The organism is Saprospira grandis DSM 2844, assembly GCF_000275825.1.
GTDB lineage: Bacteria > Bacteroidota > Bacteroidia > Chitinophagales > Saprospiraceae > Saprospira > Saprospira grandis_A.
On record NZ_JH719942.1, the window covers coordinates 326,789 to 346,279 of the forward strand.

Here is a 19,491-nt window from a genome sequence, read left to right on the forward strand (position 1 = left end):
CGGCCAGCTTCGCTGGCCGCCGCTATGGTCCGGGGCTCGCAAGTCTGCTCGGCCCTCCTTTTTTTGCGCCAAAGCGCAAAAAAACTCGGTCTGGCCTAGCGGCCACCCCTCCCCAGCGCTGGGCCACTCCACCCTCCTTTTTGCTTTTGGCCTTGGGCTTCGGTGGCTAAATTTGGTCCAGAACAGGCGGCTTCGCCGCCTGTAAAGGGCCGAAGGCCCGCGGCTGAGGGGCTGTAGCAGGGCCGCCAAAGGCGGCAGACCAAGGAGCAAAGCGACGCAGGGCCGAGCAGGCCTGCGAGCTGCGACAACCAGCCCCAAAGGGGCGCCAGTTCGACGAAGTAAATGGCCCGCCCCGACCAAAGGGAGGGGCAGCCCCAAATCCTCCTCCTAAAAAATATCGAGCTTGGGCAAACTGCGGCCCAAAACGGCCTGAGCATCCCCTTGCAACCAATCGGAAAGGATGGCCTGATAGACCCGCCGAAAATCAATATCATAAATCAAATCGCCCTGATCGAGTTGGCTTAAAGAAGCCGGAGCATTATAAATTCCCGCCTTTTTAAGGCCCCCACCCATCAAATAGAGGTTGTTGGCCGTGCCATGATCACTGCCGCCACTGCCATTTTCGGCCAAACGCCGCCCAAACTCCGAAAAGGTCATGATAAGCGTGTTTTCCCACTCTCCTGCCTTGCGCAACTCTTGGCGAAGGGCAGCCACCGCCTGCGCATATTGGCCCAAAAGCTGGGCCTGCTTATTCTTTTGATTGGCATGAGTGTCAAAGCCCGTCAGACTGGCATAATAAATCTGGGTTTCGCAACCCGCCGCAATCAACTCGGCCATTTGCTTGAGGTCCTTGCCAAAGCCCGTTTTGGGGTAATCGCCCGAAGAAGTGTAGAGCTGGGCTTTCTCCATTAGGTAGTTGGCCGAAGACTCGGTTTCGCCCAAAGTTTGATATAAATAGGCCAATTGCTCATGCTCTGCCGCATGTTGCTGCTCTAAAAGGGCCTGAATAATGGGGCTGTTGAGCTGTCGTTTGAACTGCTTGGGATTATTAACCGCCAAGGCCGCCATTTTATCTCCTTTGAGGGCCAAACTCAGTTGGTTATCGAGCTCTATGGCGGTATAGGGTTTGGTCTGCGGCAGCTCCTCCAAATAGCGGCCCAACCAGCCTTTGGACCAAAATTCATTGGCCGCAGAACCCGTCTGCCAAATATCCATGGACCGAAAATGAGAACGGTCGGGATCGGGATAGCCCACGGCATTTAAAATTAGGCATTCTCCCTCTTCCCAAAGCGTTTGCAGGGGCTGCATAGCGGGGTTCCAGCCCTGCAATTCATCCAATTTGATGAGCTCCTGCTTGGGAATGGCCAAGCGGGGGCGTTTTTGGTAGTAAATATCGTCCTCAAAAGGGACCAAGGTATTGAGGCCATCATTGCCGCCCGTCAGTTGTAGGATAATTAGGCGTTTGTCCTTAAATTCGGTCTTGCCCTTCCAGTCATTTTGATAGGCCTTAAGAAAGGCCGGCAACAGCATGGCGCCCGCCGTTACGACTGCCGATTTTTTTAGAAAACTTCTTCGATTCAACATAGGGGGAGGTTTAGCAAATTTGGAATTCGGGAGTAGATAAAAGCAAAAGACTGCCGGCCTTAATTTTTTCTTCTTTTGTTTGGGCCAAACTCAAATACGCCTGAAAATTGGGGGCCGATAGCTTGGGGGCCTGCAAAAGCAGATAATCGCTCAATTCGGCCAGGATATCCTTTTCTTGGCCACAAAGCTTATTTAGTGGGGCCAAATTGGCCCTAACGGCCAGCTTCCGAAAGCCCTTGCCGCGGCCTGCGGCCTTGGGGTCGTCTTTGGGCCGAAAGACAATATTCGTTTTTTCAAAGATTGCTGCGGCCAAATTGAGGCGCATGAGTAGGAGGCTGTGGTCGATCCAGCTACGCCCCCCGGGCCAGCCCGCCACATTGGGCGGTTTGAAGAGCAATTGGCCCAAGACCTGCTGTGGTTGGATCCAAGCCTGTTCGTTTTCTGCCTGAAGGTCTAGAATGCGGGCCAAATGGACCAGCAAAAAGACCGGACTCTTAATATTGGCCCCTAAATGCTCTGGCCGATAAAACCATTTGGCCTCAAATAAAAAGCGTAGACTAACTTTGAGATCATAATTACTACTATATATAGTATTGGCTAGGGCCGAAATATGTTTTTTATTGGGCTGTCGCTCATTGACAAAAAAGGCATAAAGCTTTTCGGCCAGAAACTCGGCGCAGCGCTTTTGCTGCAAAATGATATTGATGATGTCTTCTCCGCCAAAATTGCCTGTTTGGCCCATAAAGGTTTTGCTGCCCGCATCATGTTGCCGCTCCTTAAATTTAAATTGGGCCTTTTGAGCGTTGCAATGCCAGCCCGTAAAAGCCCTAGCCGATTCCTTAATATCTTGCTCCTTATAATGGCCCCGCCCCAAAGTGAAGAGCTCCATTAGTTCTCGGGCAAAGTTTTCATTGGGTTTTTTCTTGCGGTTTTGCTGATTATTGAGGTACAAAATCATGGCCGTAGATTTAGATACCGCCAGAAGCAAATCCTTAAAATTGCCCAAGGCATGCTGCCGAATGGCGGCCAAGTACTCCTCTGCATGATGGTGCAATTTAGGCTCGCAAGCAAAATGCCCATGCCAGAACAAAGCCATTTTATCAAGCAAAGGGCTCTCCTTTTTGGGCCGAATCATCCGCTCTATCCATTGGTTATTCACCTGTTTGCGGAGTTTTCTCGATTTTTTGCGCAGCATTCTCCGTTTTTCCTTGCTCAGGCTTTTGGGGTCTTCCGGATAAGCAAAAGCCAGAGGAGCAAAAGGCTGGGCTTCGGTCTGTTTAAAGAGCGCTGCTATTTGTTGTTTTAGGGGTTCCTTTCTTTTTTGGGCCCATTCTTCGGGGCGTAGGCCAAAGCCCGCCCGAAGATGAAGCTGCTTTATTTTTTCTTCTGTTTTCATGCCGTTTTATTTTTAGATCCTTTAGGCCATAATTTGTTTAATGCTCCCAATCTCATTTTGTGCCAATTTTGGGCTACGTATAAAAAAAGGGCGGATATTTTTCTCCGCCCTAGGCTAGATTAAAGTCGATTTTCTTTTTCAACGAGATAAGTCGTTAAGGAAGGCAAAGACTTATGAATCCGCCTTAGCTCTTCTTCTGAAATTTGCCCTTTATAGATAGCCATCAGTTCATCTCTTTTTATTTTTTTGGGGCCTCCGCTGCGGCTTCGCCTTGCGGCGCTACGTTCCGCAGCTCGCTCTTCGCTCGGCCCTGCGGCCTGACGGCCTTGGTCTGCGGCTGCGCCGCACTGCTGCACATCGCTAGGCCGAATGGCCTTCGGCCATTTCTAGGACCAAGGCCTAGCCGCCGAAGAAAACAGCCAAAAGAAAAAAAACCGATGAGCGGCCCAGCGCTGCGGAGGGGTGGCCGAAGGCCAGACCGAAGGCGAAACGAAGTGTAGCCTGAAGGGCCGAACAGCCCTGTGAGCCCCGCAGCATAGCGGCGGCCAGCTTGCTGGCCGCGGGCCCCAAAAAAACCCGAAAAATAGAAAGCCAAAAAAAGGAAGAAATCAAGTCTGAAGGCATAAAAAAAACAAAAAGTTGCAAGCCTTTGGCCATCCCGACGGCCTTTTGTATGTTGCAAAGCACTCAAAAAAATAGGAAGGATGGAAGATTTTGTACATCTACATTGTCATACGCAATTTTCTTTGCTCGATGGGGCCTCGAACATTGGGGTGATGATGGATAAGGCGGCTGCAGATGGGATGAAAGCCGTAGCATTGACCGATCATGGAAATATGTTTGGGGCCTTTAAGTTTGTGGCCGAGGCCGAAAAACGAGACCTAAAACCCATTGTGGGCTGTGAATTTTATATGGTAGAAGACCGGCATCGCCGCAGTTTTGCAAAGGCCAAAGGCGAGCGAGACCGCCGTTTTCATCAGTTGTTGTTGGCCAAAAACCAGCAGGGCTATCAAAACCTATCCAAGCTTTGTTCGCTGGGCTTTATTGAGGGACTCTACTCCAAGTTCCCTAGAATTGATAAGGAGCTGATTGAAAAATATCATGAGGGCCTGATTGCGACTAGCTGCTGTATTGGGGCCGAGATTCCCCAAGCCATTATGCACGGCAAAATAGAGGAGGCCGAACAAAAACTCAAGTGGTGGCTCGACCTTTTTGGGGAAGATTTCTACATTGAAATCCAAAGACACCGAGGGCTAGAAAACATTGATGGTCTGGGCATTAGCCAAGAAGACATCAACCAGCAGCTCTTAAAGTTTGCCCAAAAATATGAGGTAAAAGTTATTGCCACCAACGACTCTCATTATGTAGAAGAAGACGATTGGACGGCCCACGATATGTTGCTTTGTATCAATACGGGCTCTTTGGTACAGGACGAAAAACGCTTTAAGTTTTCGAGCTCTGACTACTACTTTAAGAGTCAGCAGCAGATGAATAACTTGTTCTTAGATCGGCCCGATTCGATTGCGAACACCATAGAGATCTATGACAAAATTGACAAGCTCAAGCTGGCCCGAGATGTCCTTTTGCCTGCCTTTCCCCTGCCCAAAGAGTTTAAGACGCAGGATGATTATCTGCGGCATTTGACCTATGTGGGCGCCAAACGACGCTATGGGAGCATTACCCCTGCGATTAAGGAGCGTTTGGACTTTGAGCTGGAGGTGATTCGGCAGTCCGGCTATCCTGGCTACTTCCTGATTGTGCAAGATTTTACCACCGTAGCCAGAGAATTAAAAGTATCGGTGGGGCCAGGTCGGGGTTCTGCTGCGGGTTCTGCCGTGGCCTATTGTGTGGGGATTACGAATGTGGACCCTATTAAGTACGACCTCCTATTTGAGCGTTTCCTCAATCCGAGTCGGGTATCTATGCCCGATATTGATATTGACTTTGATGATGTGGGTCGAGAGAAAGTGATTCAGTACGTCATTGATAAATATGGCCAAAACCAAGTGGCCCAAATTATTACTTATGGCTCTATGGCGGCCCGTTCTTCTTTGCGAGATGTGGGCCGGGTAATGGATGTGCCCCTACCCGAAGTGGACCGAGTGGCCAAGACCTTTCCGGCTCATCTGAGCGCCACCCTCAAAAAGGTATTGGGCAAAGATGGCGTAGACCCCAAGCTATTGGGCAAACTCAATAGTGATGAAAAAACCCAAGCCGAGGAGTTCCGCCAATTGGCCGCAGGTCAAGACACCATTGGCGAGATGATCCGCAATGCCAAAAAGCTAGAGGGCTCTATCCGAAGTACGGGCATTCATGCCTGTGGGGTGGTGATTACGCCCGACGATATTACCAACTACGTCCCGGTGACCGTAGCCAAGGACTCTAACCTCTTGGTCTCGCAGTTTGACAACTCTGTGGCCGAGGATGCGGGCTTGCTCAAGATGGACTTTTTGGGCCTCAAAACCCTGAGCATCATCAAAGATGCCGTGGCCATGATTAAGGAAAACCATGGCGTAGACATAGAACCCGATGAGCTGCCCTTGGATGATCCCAAAACCTATGCGCTCTTTCAGCGAGGAGAAACTGTGGGGATTTTCCAGTATGAATCTGCGGGGATGCAAAAGCATATGCGGGCCTTAGAGCCCACCACTTTTGCGGATCTCATTGCCATGAACGCCCTTTATCGGCCTGGCCCCTTGCAGTACATCCCCGAGTTTATTGATCGGAAGCATGGCCGCAAACCCATTGTTTACGATTTGCCCGATATGGAAGAATATCTGGCCGAAACCTATGGAATTACCGTCTATCAGGAGCAAGTAATGTTGCTTTCGCAGAAATTGGCGGGCTTTAGTAAGGGCGAAGCCGATACCCTGCGTAAAGCGATGGGAAAAAAGAAGAAAAAGCTCATTGATCAGATGTTTCCCAAGTTTGAAAAAGGCGGAGAAGAGCGGGGACATCCGAAGAAAATTCTCAAAAAGATCTGGCAAGACTGGGAGGCCTTTGCCTCTTATGCCTTTAATAAATCGCATTCTACTTGCTATGCCTTTGTGGCCTTTCAGACGGCTTACCTCAAGGCGCATTATCCTGCGGAATTTATGGCTTCGGTCCTTTCGCACAACAAGGATAATATGGAGAGTGTAAGTTTCTTCATTGCCGAATGTAAGGCGCAGGGCGTCGATGTACTGGGGCCAGATGTCAATGAAAGTAAGCTCGACTTCTACGCCACCCCCAAGGGGCGCATCCGCTTTGGGCTTTCGGCCCTAAAAGGTGTGGGCCAAGGCCCTGTAGAAGCTATTTTGGAGGCCAGAGAAGAAGCCGTTTTCACGGATTTGGTCGATATGACCCAACGCATCAATCTCCGATCTGCCAACCGTCGATGCTTTGAGAGTTTGGTCTTGGGCGGCGCCCTAGATGCCTTTGACCTGCCTCGAGCCGCTTATTTTGCCCCCTATGATGACCGCCAAAGTTATTTGGAGGCCGTGATTAAGTATGGTAACGCCTTTCAGAAGCAGAAAAATGACTTTAGTCAGTCGCTTTTTGGCGCCACCGCCATGGAGGAAAGCATGCCCCCACCCAAGGTTCCTGAGGCCGACCCCTGGCCCTTGTTGGCCCGCCTGAAAAAGGAGAAAGAGGTGGCCGGTTTCTACCTTTCTGGCCATCCGCTAGATGACTACAAACTAGCCGTGCAGCGACTCTGTAAGCCCATCAATGAGATGGACCAATACAAAAACCGCGAAATGGCCATTGGCGGAATCGTAGATGAGGTAGAGCATCGGGTCTCTAAAAAAGGGAAATCCTTTGCCTTTGTTACCGTAGAAGATTATACGGGCCGCTACCGCATGGGCCTTTTTGGCGAAAACTACCTGAAGTTCCGCCATCTGCTCAATCTAGATGCTGTCATTTATATCAAAGGGAAATATCAACCCCGCTGGAATAATCCGCATGAGTTTGAGCTCCGCATCAATGAAATCCGCCTGATGGATGCTGTTTCTGAAGAGAAAATCCGTGGGGTGACCATCAATTTGCCCATCCAACAACTCAATGAGCAACTGATGGAACAACTGGATTATGTCTGTAGCAAACACCCCGGAGAACAAGAGCTGGAGGTCAATTTGCTCGATATAGAAGAACGGCTGAAACTTACCCTGCTCTCCAAAAATCGCCGCATTAGTGCCGATGACGCCTTTGTGGATGCCCTGAAAAAGTTGGGGCTGGAGTATAAGTTGAGTTCTTAGGAGGACTACAGGATTTAAGAAAAAACGCCTGGGCAACTTGCTCAGGCGTTTTTGTTTTTGGGGGCCGCTATACAACTCCAAAAGGGATATACACAGCCACCAAACTAACTTTTATAAAGCTTTTTTGCATTTTTCTTTCAAAAAAGCCACTTTATCGCTACCATTAGCCCATCAAACACAATATCTACTACTATGCTTATTGACCTCCGTATAGAGAACTTTCGCTCTATTAAATCTGAAGAAGTCTTTTCTATGCAGAGCATCGGAAAAGTTCAGGAATATCCAGACAACACCATAAACAAGGCTGGCGAAAACCTCCTTAAAGCGGCCCTAATTTATGGGCGCAACTCTTCTGGAAAAAGCAATCTGCTCAAGGCATTTAAAGCTATTCAATATCTGGTGGACCAATCTAGAAACTTTGAAGTAGATCGCTCTATCCCCTGTTATGAGCCCTTTCGCTATGATCTAAGCACTAAATCGGCCCCCACTTCTTTTGCCATCCAATTTATTGCTAAAGATGGGATCAAATACGCTTATGAAATAAGCTTTACGGCCCATGAAATCACAAAAGAAAACCTCTACTTCTACCCCAATAAGGTAAAGGCTAGTTTATACGAGCGCAGCCCAGAAGGGATTAAGTACGGGGGCAAACTCAAAGGCCCCAAAAAGGAAATTGAGCAGCTCTTATATAAAAATCAACTCTATCTCTCTAAGGTTGGCACCTCTAAACAAGAGCAACTCCGCCCCGCCTATGAGTTCTTAAGTGATTACCTCTATGTGCAAGTCAGCCATGATTCTGATTATGACAAAGAACTGCTTCGCCTTATTAAAAAAATAATTCGAGAGGAACCAGAAAGCCTCATTATCAAAAACTTGATCCATCTTCTTCAGCAAATTGATACGGGCATAGACACCTTATCATATCAGGAGCAAGATATTCGTAAGCTTGTGTTTGCTGAGGGATTTCCTGAAGACCTTAAACAGCCTATTATAGAAGACTGGCAAACAGAACTGCAGGTCAGCCGCCCCATTTACCAAGCAGGCCAGCTACTCCAAATGATCGAAAGCCCGCTTAGCGAAGAATCTACAGGCACACAAAAGTTTTTAACAGTAGCTTCTGTTATCTTAGATGCCCTATCTGATGGCAGCCTGATTGTTATTGATGAGCTCGACAAAAGTTTGCATAGCCAACTAACGGCACTACTCATCGAGCTTTTTCTCTCTACAGAAAATAACCCCTATGGCGCACAACTCATTTTTGCCACCCACGACTCTAATCTAATGGACTCCAAAACCTTTAGACGAGACCAAATATGGATAGCAGAAAAAGATGCAGCAGGAAGCACAGAACTCTACTCCCTAGGCGACCTCAAAGGGGTGCGCAAAGGCATTGATTATGAGAAATATTATCTAGAAGGGGCCTTCGGGGGCCTGCCTATGCTTAACAGCTATAATATTCAACTCCAATTCCCTAGCCTCAAAAATAAAGAACAAAATGCCTAGAAAATCTAAAGGACGAACAAGGAAAGGCGAAGGCAGCATCTCCCTAACTATAAAAAAGGAGCAAAATCTATCTTTAAGGCCCTAAAGGCCAATACCTCCACCGCAAAAGCTAATGCCAAAAGACTCCTCCAATCCCTAGATGATCAAGCCGCTTACCGGCAAAATCCCTATACTTCTGTACATCTGCTACTGCAAGCTTTAGAAGACTTTTAATATGAAAACGCCTGGGCAACTTGCTCAGGCGTTTTTGTTTTTGGGGGAGGTGGAGAGACTAAATATTTTTAATTAATGCGGTTAACTGAAAACGGCTAGACCGATAATCACAATAGCCATTATGGTCAAACTCATAAGACGTTCTAATATTAGTCCCTTTCTTTTGAGCATATTTATCACAAATTCGGAGCTTACGTATTTCATAATGCTCAATTTCTAAGCCCACTCTAGCTGCCGTATTTACAATAAAATGTACAAACTCCTGAGCCGCATCTAATTGTGGCTATGCGCTTGTCGGCCCCAGCTTCAACTCAATTAAGAAAATATACAATCGGTCATCTCCCTGTTCTTCCGCAAAAAGAATATAATCACACATTTTCTTCAAGCCTTTTACCCCCTTCTGCCCTTTTCCCGTTTTAGGAAACTTAAAAAAAGGAAAGGCATCATCCTCATAACGATATAAACAATGAGCAATCCCAGCCCTTTTATGAATCGGATACTCCATTCGAAAACCCTTCTTTTTGCGGGTCCTGTTTTCCTCTATCAATAAATCCTGATCTGCCGCTAAATAATTTTCACTTAATATGTCTTTGATTATGTCTAAATTACTCATCGCTGTCTTGGCTTAGGGCGTCATATAAATCCTCACTAATCATATTTTGGGACTCAATCGTCTCATCTATAGACGGAATCTCAAAACCAGTCTTGGTCACCTCTAACCTACGAACGCTTAACTGCCGATAATTCCTTTTACTAACTGGGTAGTTAAAATAGGAAACAGCAACATCCTGAACGGCAATGGTCTCTTCCAATGAATAGCCATATTGCGCTCTCACTCCTTCTATTCCTGCTTCTCGAGCAGACAACATAATCAAGTTATTTAGCTCTCGCACTATATAATCACTATGCGTGCTAATGATTAAACGAAACCCCTTGGCCATTAAACGTGCAAAAATCCTTGTCAATACAAGCTGATTGTTCGGATGCAAATTGATTTCTGGCTCATCTATGATAATTAAATCATGCTCTTTGGCTAAGTACTTCAGATAAATAACAAGACTAGCCAAAGATTTTACAATAGATGCTGTCATCTGTATCGGAAGTAATTTTTTGGGGTTCTTGTCCGACTTAAACTGTAATTCCCCATCTTCACTTACTTCTACTTTTCCATATAAAAGCGCTTTCTCCAATTCTAAGGCAAAACCAAAAAAAGGACTCCTTACCTTCTTTATCTCTGCCAAATCTTCCGCAATCAATAAACCATCTCTAACTGCTGAAGGGTATCGCTTGGTCGTTTTAAACAAAAGATCAAAACGATCTACTTTTTCCTTGCCAGTCATCGCATGAAAATGATCTATTGCCTCTTGTTTTCGTATAGATAACTCTTTGCTAAAGGTAAATATAGAGTTTCGCTCTACCGGAAGAATATACACAGAACTCACCGGGAAAATAGCCAGCTGAGCAATTAACACCGGCAATAAAAATACCTCCAAACGATTTAAATAGTCCGTAGAAATACTCTGATCCTCTACCTTCAATGATAAACTCCCCGCCCCCTTTTCCTTGCTTACTTTTACTATACTACCATTTATATCTATCTGAAAATCAAAGGAATTTTTCAATAATCGCTTCCGCAATTCCTCTTTAGACTCCAAAAACTGAATAGTCGTCCCCTCAAAAAATTTACGCCCCATTTCTTCACTAATCCCAAATATACTATCCAAATCAGCCTTTAAATCTTCAGCTATTTTATCCCTATACGCATTGATCTCATCAAAATCTAACTGATAACTTGTCTCCTTTTCTTCAATCAATTCCTTAAACATCTCTTTTGACAAAGCCGATTTACTTCCGCTTACATAAATACGATTCTTAAAAAGACTATATAGTACATAGGCCAAATAGGTCTTTCCTGTGCCATTCGGCCCAGCAAAAACATTGAGCGGCTTAGACAAGTCTATGGTCGCTGACTTTATGGCCCCTAAGTCCTTTATCTCGATTTTCATATCTTCAGTTTTGTCAAAAAATAGATAGCGAAATATAAGCATATTTATCTAACTATGCTTTTTGATCTCTGCTGTTTTTTTGGGGCCTCCCGCCTGCGGCGGGCGCTACGCTTCAGGGCTCGCAAGTCTGCTCGGCCCTGCGGCCTGACGGCCTGGGTCTGCGGCTGCGCCGCCCCCTTTCGCATCGCTAGGCCTGCGGCCCTTCGGGCCTGCTATCTGGGCCTGTAGGTGGAAACCTACAGCTCGGCCCTGCGGCCTTTAGGCTGCAGAAACAGGGATTTCTGCCCCCAATTGTTAGGAAATTGTTAAAAATGAAAATAATGTAACAAAATCAAAAAGGGCAAAAGTTCGGTAAAATACCGAACTGGTTCACCCCCAGACTGAACTGGTTCACCCCCAGACCGAACTGGTTCACCTCCAGACCGAACTGGTTCACCTCCAGACCGAACTGGTTCACCCCCAGACCGAACTGGTTCACCTCCAGACCGAACTGGTTCACCCCCAGACCGAACTGGTTCACCCCCAGACCGAACTGGTTCACCCCCAGACCGAACTGGTTCACCCCCAGACCGAACTGGTTCACCCCCAGACCGAACTGGTTCACCCCCAGACCGAACTGGTTCAGGGAGACTGTTCGGGACTGTTCAGAATTTTGTGTATTAGAATAAAATTTTGGCCTTTAGCTGCTTAGGACTCAGCTATTCATCGCCTAGGGACAAGCCCCTAGGCTAATCTAATGGAGTCAGCTCTAAAGGGCCTCAACTATTGATATACAAGGTCTTGATAAATGATTATAGCAAAGAAAAACCTCATCCAAAGGCCCTCTTTAGAGGGCGGTCTGAAAAGCTAGCCTAGGGGCTTGTCCCTAGGCGCAGGAAGAGCAGGGCCGCGGGAAACAAAAAAGGCCCAAACCCCTCGGTTTGGACCTGCTCGATCTCTATGCTATTTCCCCTCATAAAAGTAGGCCTGCAATAAGGCCCCAAATAAATCCTCCGCCGATTGCTGCGCCGACTGAATGAGCGCCTTTTGCCGCTCTATCCGCTCCACCAATTGAGCAAATTCCTGCTGTAAAGAAAGTGGGGGAATTAAAATTTTTATGTCTTGCATTTCCTGTGCATTGATATTGGCCATCCCTACAATGCTTTTACACATTCCTTGCAATGTTTGTTTTCCATGACTAGAATTCAAATAAGCTGATATATATTCTGGTAAGGCCTTTTCATTAGTTCTTACCCTAATTAAATAACCTGCAATTGCAACAGCCTCATCTCTTTTATAGACAGCCGTTTTCCCTACTAGCTCTTTACTATTTGTTCGATTAAAAACTAAATCGCCTTTTTTAATGAGATACTTTGGTTGATCCTTTTCTGTTAGATCAATATATTTTAAGCTTGAAAAATCCCAATTTCCTGAGTAGGTAATATTATTCATTCGGAGATACTCAAAAGCTCCTTCTGAACTTGCCTTTTGACTAGTTCCATAGCGCACTTCCTTAACCAAATCTCTAATTTTCCCCTTCGGAAACTGATGAATATTTGTTGTTGGATCCCCAAACATATCCAGGAAGCTGGCCGCCAGCAAACGATCATAATCCTTTAGGCTTTGGGCCAAGGCCTGCCGTACCTTATCCGCCCGATCGAGCTGGGCCGCTATGGCCTTTTGCTCTGATAAGGGGGGAAGGGGGATGGAAACCTCCTTTAAGTATCTTGTTAATTGGAGATTTATAATACCAGTTGTTTTATTCTGGTATAGGTTAGTAACCCCTACCTTATGAATATAAAACAAATAGTAGAATAAGAACTTCTGATCTAATTTCTGATCATTTTTAGCTCTTAAGATAGATGTAAAATTATTGCACAAATAAGTGCCTTCTTCTTTGAAGAAAACAACCCGTCCAACAGGCTGCTTGGGGCTTCCTCCAGACTTTTCTATAATTACATCTCTTTTGCGTAGCTGCTTTTTCTCGACTTTGGTTTCTGGAATATCTCGATATGCTACACCTTTCGTTAAATCAACTTTACCTTCATTGGTAAAATTGGTAGTGCGAATTACACCTATTTTTCTATCTGTTGGGTCTGTTCCCCATTCTCCTGAAATAGGTTTTGTCAGTACCTCCCCCAGCTTTACCTTTTTCCAATCTCTCTTCTTCATTTCTTTGATTTATTTGGCTAAACAATTGGGCCTCAGCGGCAAGGGGGCGCAGCCCCCTTGGGCCCGTCAGGGCCATTGGCCCAGCGCTGCGGAGCGGGTGGCCGTCAGGCCAGACCCAGGCGGCGAAGCCGCCGCAGGGCCGAGCAGACTTGCGAGCCCCGCAGCATAGCGGCGGCCGCCCCAAATTGAAGGGCGGCCGCGGGCCCCAAATCCTAAAAATAATCTAGATAATTGGTAATATCTAGTTCTTCATCCAAAGCTTTTTGCTGCAGCAAATGGATGCCCCCTTGGGCCCGTCAGGGCCATTGGCCCAGCGCTGCGGAGGACCGTTTTCGGTAGGTTAAAACCCACCGCAACAAGGCTATCGCTTTGCGATGATTTATAGCATGAGGGTTGAAACCCTCATGAATTTAGCCCCGCAGCATAGCGGCGGCCGCCCCAAATTGAAGGGCGGCCGCGGGCCCCAAAAAAAACTAATCTAAAAGCTGCTGCAAATCAGAAAGTTCTTTTAGGCTGCTTTGTAAATCCTGCTGAATCTTTTGGATAATCTCTTGGGGCGGATCATAGGCCACCGCCTCATACTGAATCTCCTTATAGCGGTTGATGGAGAGATCATAATCATTTTCTTGTAGCTCAGAAAGGGGCACCATAAAGGACTGATCGGTGCGGCTGCGGTTTTCCTCCTGTTCCAGCTTGGCCCAGCGTTGCAAAATATCGGGCAGATTATTCTCTTCATGGCTTTGGGTTTGGCCCTCTTTGCCCAAAAACTGCCGCTTATCATCTAGCGAAAAGCCATCGGCCTGCATATCGTAGAACCAGACCTTATCGGTGCCGCCCGCATTGGTTTTGGTAAAAATTAGGATGGCCGTGCTGACCCCCGCATAGGGTTTGAAAACGCCCGAAGGCATAGAAATAACGGCCTGTAGCTCCTGTTTTTCTACCAACTGTTTGCGGATTTCCTTATGGGCCTTGCTGCTGCCAAAGAGAACGCCATCGGGGATAATGACCGCCGCTCTACCGCCATTTTTGAGTAGGCGAAGGATTTGGGCCAAAAAGAGCAACTCCGACTTCTTTGTATTGACCACCTTGGTTAGTTCCTCATCCAAATCATCCTTGTCCACCGTCCCCTTAAAAGGCGGATTGGCGAGGATGAGCGAGCAACTCTCTTCTAGGTCGGCATTTCGGGGCGAAAGCGCATTGATATCGCGCAACAAAGGTTGCTCGATGCCGTGCACAAAAAGGTTCATGGCACCCACACGGACCATAGTGGGGTCAAACTCTAGGGCCGAGAACATCTTGCTGCGGAAATGCGCCTGGTTTTCGCTTTTGACCAAGGCCTCCTGATGGTTTTTGCGGACATAATCGGCGGCCTCTACCAAAAAGCCTGCGGTACCTGCCGAGGGGTCGCAAATGGTATCTTGTACATTGGGTTGCATCATATCCACCATCAGGCGGATGATATGTCGGGGCGTGCGGAACTGCCCATTTTTCCCGGCCGAAGAGAGTTTAGACAGTAGATATTCATAGAGGTCTCCCTTGGTATCCGAGTCCTTATAATTGACCGAAGAAAGGGCCAACACCACCTGATCCAGCAACTTAGCGGAGGGGATCATAAAGCTGGCATTTTGCATATATCGGGCAAAGATCGAGACATTCTCCTTAGACTTTCCTTGAGAGAGTTCTTCTCGCATAAAGGGAAAAACCTCATCGCGCATCTTTTCGAAGCGGGCTTCAGGGGTCATTTCCTTAAGGTTGGACCAGCGGAGGCTTTCTTGATCCTCTTCAAAAAAGACCTTTTTCTCATAGCCTTCGCCAAAGAGAGCGGCCAGTTGGTCTTGTGCATTTTGGCGGTTATCGAGTTCCTGCAAAAACATCAGGTAAGTCAGTTGCTCGATCACGGTCACGGGGTTGGTCACTCCACCCGACCAGAAGTAATTCCAAATTTTATCTATATCGTTGCGTAATTCTCCAGTAATCATAAAGGTATTTTTGTGAGGGGGAAATATAGGAAGTTTTTTGTTGGGATGTTTTTTTTGTTGGGGGGTTTTTGTGGGGGGTGGGCTTGGGTCATATATCTCATTTTTCTTATTATCTCCCTTCCATGCTTACAGCCCTAGGCTGAAGCCCAGGGTTGTTGACTGAGCGAACTGACGGACTAAAGTCCTTGTTCGCTTTTCGACCCTGAAGCTATTCACTATAGTAAGAAAATGATCCCAAGCCGTTTATTAGTACTCGTTATGGGCCGATGGTTTTAACCTTCGGCTCATTTTTATTGCGCCTAGTATGGCCTCTTTTGTTGCTGTGGGTTTCAACCCACAGGTACTATAAAATGCCAATAGTCGCCTAGGGGCTCCCCCTAAGCCGGTTCCGTATTCTTATTTATGGCCTTAATGAGCTCTACAAGGCCATGAGCATGCCCACCGAAGAGGTCGACCAAATTGCCATGGCGGTTAAAGGGCTCGCCCGTAATATCTTGGGGTTGCAAATAGCCATTGGTTACAAAATGCTGCACAATCAATTGGACCAAGGCCAGTTGTTGGGCATTCCATTTTTGGTCTTGCAGATAATCGGCAAAAGTGCTCTGGACGGCGGCGGGGTCTAGCCCAATAATCGAGCGGATGAATCGGCCCAAAGAGAGTTCGCCTTGTTCGGCTTGCAGTTCTTCTTTTTTGCCCTGGGTTTGCTCCAGGATAAAGCGTTCTAGGGCTTCTACCTCGGCTAGGGTTAGGGGTTGATTGCTATGCAGCTTTTGTAGATAAAGCTGCTCCTTATTTTCGGTTAGTAGGCGGTAGAGCCGTTGTTTATAGGGCTCGGAATAGCCGCCATAGCCCTGCATTTCTCTTTCTTCGGCTCCAGTCAGCTCATCGGCAAAATGGCTATAAATGGCTTGTTTTTGTTTTTTATCGAGCAGGCGGAGCAGTTCCCGCAGTTCTAGGCGGGCCTCCTCTAGTCCCCAAAAATCGAGGGCCTCAATAGCGCCGAGTTGGCGCAACTGTCTGATGAGTGGCGCTTTTTCTCGAATCTGTTTGATATTGCCTTTTTGGGCCAGCAGATCGAGGCTTTCTCGCAGGCGGTTGGCCTTTTTGCTTCGGTCTTTATTTTTCAGGAAAAGCAATTGCAGTTGCCAAATCATTTGATCAAAGCGGCGAGCGCCTAGATCGCTATCCTGATCTACCTGCGCGGCAACAGGGGCCAGTTCTTCGACAATCTCCTTCAGTTCTTTGCTATTGAGCTGATCCCAGCGGCTGCGCTGCTCATACTTTTTGTAGAGCGGATAAATGGCTTTGACCTCAATTTGGTGTTGATCTAAATCCATTAGGGCCTGCCAAGCCTCATCTCTTAGGGCCTTTTGATGGGCCAAAAAGCGTTCATCTTCCTGATAATCCAGATGATTGAGGGCTTGGGCAATTTCTAGCTTAAGCTTATAGGCCCGCTCCTCCATAGAGGGGCTGCGGCTGCCTTGGCCCTTCTCAAAACTCTCCTCGAAGAAGCTCACATTATCGCAGACATCAAAGATGTAAAAGAAGGTTTTGTCTTGGCCGGGACCAAAGAGGTCGGGAGACAAACGAGTTCCCCTACCGAGCATCTGCCAGAACTTGGCATGAGAACGCAGCTTTTTGTAAAAGACCAGATTGACAATTTGGGGTACATCTACCCCCGTATCGAGCATATCTACCGAAATGGCAATTTGGGGCAATTGGTTGGGGTCTTTAAAACGATCGTAAAGTGATTCTACATGATCCTTGCTGCCATAAATGGTTTCGGCTAAGTCCGCCTGGGCCGGAAAAAGCAAATCAAAGCGCTTTTTGAGAAACTTAGCATGCTTGATATTTTTGGCAAAGATGATGGTTTTGCCCAGTTTATCGCCTTGTTCTACCTTAAGGCCCTTTTCCATCAAGAGATGGAGGACTTTATCGGCTGTGGGGGCATTAAAGAGGCGAACATCTAGCTCGCTATTGGCGATAGATTCGGGCATTTCCTCCTCTTCTTCATTCATGAAACTATCTTCATACTCTTCTTTTTCGGCGGGACTAAGGTCCTTATAATGCACCCCCTCATTAGTAATTTGGGTGCTACCATCTATAATGATGGGCGGAACCAGATAATTGGCTGCCACCGCCTCTTTGAGTGGATACTCAAAGGTGGGGTTTTCATTGGCACAATGAAAAAGCTGATAGGTATTGCGGTCCACCTGATCTTGGGGCGTAGCCGTTAGGCCGATTAAAATTGCATCAAAATAATCAAAGATGGCCTTATACTTTTTATAGACCGAACGGTGGGCCTCATCCACCACAATAAAATCGAATTGGGCAATGCCAAATTTTCGCTCCTCTGTTCTATTCAGATAATTGAGCATGCTGGGATAAGTAGAGAAGACCAAGCGGGCATGCTCCTCCCCTTCTTCCTTTTTATCGAGCAGACTAATGCTGCTGTAGTTTTCTAGATGATCTTTAAAAGCATGCTGGGCTTGTTTGACTAAAGTGCGGCGGTCGGCTAAAAAGAGGATGCGTTTGGCCCAGTTATTTTCAAAAAGGACCTTAGCTAAAGCCGCAGCTGTACGGGTTTTCCCGCTACCCGTGGCCATAGATAAAAGCACCGCCCGCTCTCGGTTTTCTAGGGCTTGGTTCACACTGAGCACGGCCTGCATTTGGTAGGGGCGGCCCGCAATCTGAGGGTCGGGCCCTACCGTCGAAATGGCTTTTCTATTTTTGTGTTTATAGTGTAGATGCTCTAGCTCTTCTCGGCTATAAAAGCCCAAAATAGAGCGCTCTGCCTTATAAAACTGATCATCGATGATCGTGGTTTCTAGGCCATTACTCAAAAAGATAATGGGACGGCAGCCCGTAGTTCGTTCTAGGGCATCGGCATATAGTTTGGCCTGTTCCTTTCCTTTTTCGGGGTCTTTCGTAATGGATTTGGCTTCGAGAATAGCTAAGGGCAATCCTTTTTCATCAAAGAATACATAATCGGCATAGCCCTTACGGCCAGGATACATCTCATGAATGGTATATTCTTCAACAACTTGTCGATGGTCCTTCAGATTCCAACCCGCTTCTCGCAGCATCTGGTTAATGTAGAGTTCGCGACTTTCTTTTTCGGTCCGCACCTCTGGGGCTAGGCCAGGTTCCTCGCCTTTTTTCAGCATATTGGCACGGTTGCGTTCTTTTTGCGCCTTAAACTGTGCGTTTTCTTCTTTTAGTCGCTGGTGTTCCTCCTCAATTTTCTTGAGCCGCTCGAGCTCCTTAAGGATGGTTTTCTGTTTGTCCTCAAAGCTTTTTTCTAGTTTGGCCAATTCCTTTCGGCTCAGTTCCTTTTGGGCGCTTCCGCCTAGGGGCAAATGCTCATCGGACCAGCTATGAATGGGCATAGCTTCATTGGCCGAATAACTTCGGGCCAGCCAATTCATAAAGCGAAAAACATTTTTTAGGGCCTCTTTGGCCTCTTCTCCACTGACCGCCTGAACACTATGGGCAGCCGCATTTCCAATTTTGCGAATATAGTCAAGGTCCCGCTGCATAGAAGGCCGCAGCATCTGCTTAAAACTGGGCTTTTGCAAAAGACCAAAAAGGGTTTCATCGGCATAGCGCTGATCCAAATCTTCATCATGGTCATAAAGCCAATAAACCGTTAATTCTAAAGTCAATCGGCTATAAAAAGCAGCCGTCCGAGGAGCGGTTAATAGGTGTTTTTCGGCCTCTCTTGCTTGGGTATAGAGCTGGGGCCATTCCTTTTTGAGGAAGTGGAAATTACTCATGTTTGTCTGTTTTGTTCTGCCCTGAAAATAATTAAAATGCGTCAAGAAGTACAAATAAAACTAACTTTTGTCCAGCCTATCTAGAATCTAATATTTTTTTTGATGTTTTGGGGCCTCCCGCCTGCGGCGGGCGCTACGTTTCGCAGCTCGCTATTCGCTCGGCCCTGCAGCGGCTGCGCCGCTTTGGTCTGGCCCTGCGGGCCACTGCTGCACATCGCTAGGCCGCCCCCTACTGCGCATCGGTTACTCCCTTCGGTCGTCGAACGGCGGCCTAAAGGCCTTGTTGTGGCCGGGCGCTTCGCGCCCCCAAACCGCAAATTTGGCCCAAATTTAAAATTAAGTGTATTTAACTGTTGACTATTTGCTTTTTAGTCTTTATAGTTGGTGGTATACGCATTTTTTAGTGCTGCATTTTTTCACCACCTCATTTAAATGCCTTAATTTTGGGAAAAGAAGAAAAAAAGATGATCAAGGATCGCTACATCAATCCACTCACCGATTTTGGATTTAAGAAGCTTTTTGGCGAGGCCGCCAATAAGGAGCTGCTCATCCATTTTCTCAATCAGCTGCTGCCCGAAAAGCATCAGGTGGAGGACCTCGAATACCTCCCTAGCGAACGCCTGCCCTCCAGCTTTCTGGACCGAAAAG

11 protein-coding genes are annotated in these 19,491 nt (G+C 47.1%); 3 read left to right on the forward strand and 8 right to left on the reverse strand.

What is annotated here, in order from left to right; translation table 11 throughout:
• Window positions 1-387 precede the first annotated feature (387 nt).
• Window positions 388-1,584, reverse strand: coding sequence for a DUF1501 domain-containing protein (locus SAPGRDRAFT_RS01705; RefSeq protein ID WP_002656671.1), 1,197 nt, complete (start codon window positions 1,582-1,584; stop codon window positions 388-390).
• A gap of 10 nt (window positions 1,585-1,594) precedes the next feature.
• Window positions 1,595-2,980 (reverse strand): DUF1800 domain-containing protein, encoded by a 1,386-nt coding sequence (locus tag SAPGRDRAFT_RS01710; protein WP_002656673.1) that lies wholly within the window; start codon window positions 2,978-2,980, stop codon window positions 1,595-1,597.
• Between the two features lie 704 nt (window positions 2,981-3,684).
• Between SAPGRDRAFT_RS01710 and dnaE the strand changes: the two genes are divergently transcribed.
• Both dnaE and SAPGRDRAFT_RS01730 read left to right on the forward strand, forming a co-directional pair.
• Window positions 3,685-7,215, forward strand: coding sequence for a DNA polymerase III subunit alpha (gene dnaE / locus SAPGRDRAFT_RS01725; RefSeq protein ID WP_002656678.1), 3,531 nt, complete (start codon window positions 3,685-3,687; stop codon window positions 7,213-7,215).
• Window positions 7,216-7,407: 192 nt separating this feature from the next.
• Entirely contained in the window at window positions 7,408-8,718 is a 1,311-nt protein-coding gene (locus SAPGRDRAFT_RS01730) for an AAA family ATPase (protein WP_002656680.1), read from the forward strand.
• 496 nt (window positions 8,719-9,214) lie between these two features.
• Here the strand turns inward: SAPGRDRAFT_RS01730 and SAPGRDRAFT_RS01735 are convergent, their stop codons facing one another.
• The 6 genes from SAPGRDRAFT_RS01735 to SAPGRDRAFT_RS01760 all read right to left on the reverse strand — a co-directional run bounded on the left by SAPGRDRAFT_RS01735 (window position 9,215) and on the right by SAPGRDRAFT_RS01760 (window position 18,843).
• Window positions 9,215-9,544, reverse strand: coding sequence for a hypothetical protein (locus SAPGRDRAFT_RS01735; protein WP_002656682.1), 330 nt, complete (start codon window positions 9,542-9,544; stop codon window positions 9,215-9,217).
• A complete protein-coding gene (locus tag SAPGRDRAFT_RS01740) occupies window positions 9,537-10,937 on the reverse strand; it encodes an AAA family ATPase (RefSeq protein ID WP_002656684.1) in 1,401 nt (466 codons plus the stop codon). Before SAPGRDRAFT_RS01740 ends, SAPGRDRAFT_RS01735 begins: the two co-directional genes overlap by 8 nt.
• Before the next feature lie 331 nt (window positions 10,938-11,268).
• Entirely contained in the window at window positions 11,269-11,541 is a 273-nt protein-coding gene (locus SAPGRDRAFT_RS01745) for a hypothetical protein (protein ID WP_037349699.1), read from the reverse strand.
• Between the two features lie 338 nt (window positions 11,542-11,879).
• Window positions 11,880-13,088: a restriction endonuclease subunit S gene (locus SAPGRDRAFT_RS01750; protein WP_002656685.1), complete on the reverse strand. Its 1,209-nt coding sequence runs from the start codon at window positions 13,086-13,088 to the stop codon at window positions 11,880-11,882.
• A gap of 473 nt (window positions 13,089-13,561) precedes the next feature.
• Window positions 13,562-15,067, reverse strand: coding sequence for a type I restriction-modification system subunit M (locus tag SAPGRDRAFT_RS01755; protein WP_002656687.1), 1,506 nt, complete (start codon window positions 15,065-15,067; stop codon window positions 13,562-13,564).
• A 377-nt stretch (window positions 15,068-15,444) separates the two neighbouring features.
• Entirely contained in the window at window positions 15,445-18,843 is a 3,399-nt protein-coding gene (locus tag SAPGRDRAFT_RS01760) for a DEAD/DEAH box helicase family protein (protein ID WP_002656689.1), read from the reverse strand.
• A 464-nt stretch (window positions 18,844-19,307) separates the two neighbouring features.
• Between SAPGRDRAFT_RS01760 and SAPGRDRAFT_RS01765 the strand changes: the two genes are divergently transcribed.
• Window positions 19,308-19,491: PD-(D/E)XK nuclease family transposase (locus SAPGRDRAFT_RS01765; RefSeq protein WP_002656692.1), on the forward strand; the 184-nt coding region annotated here is incomplete at its 3' end.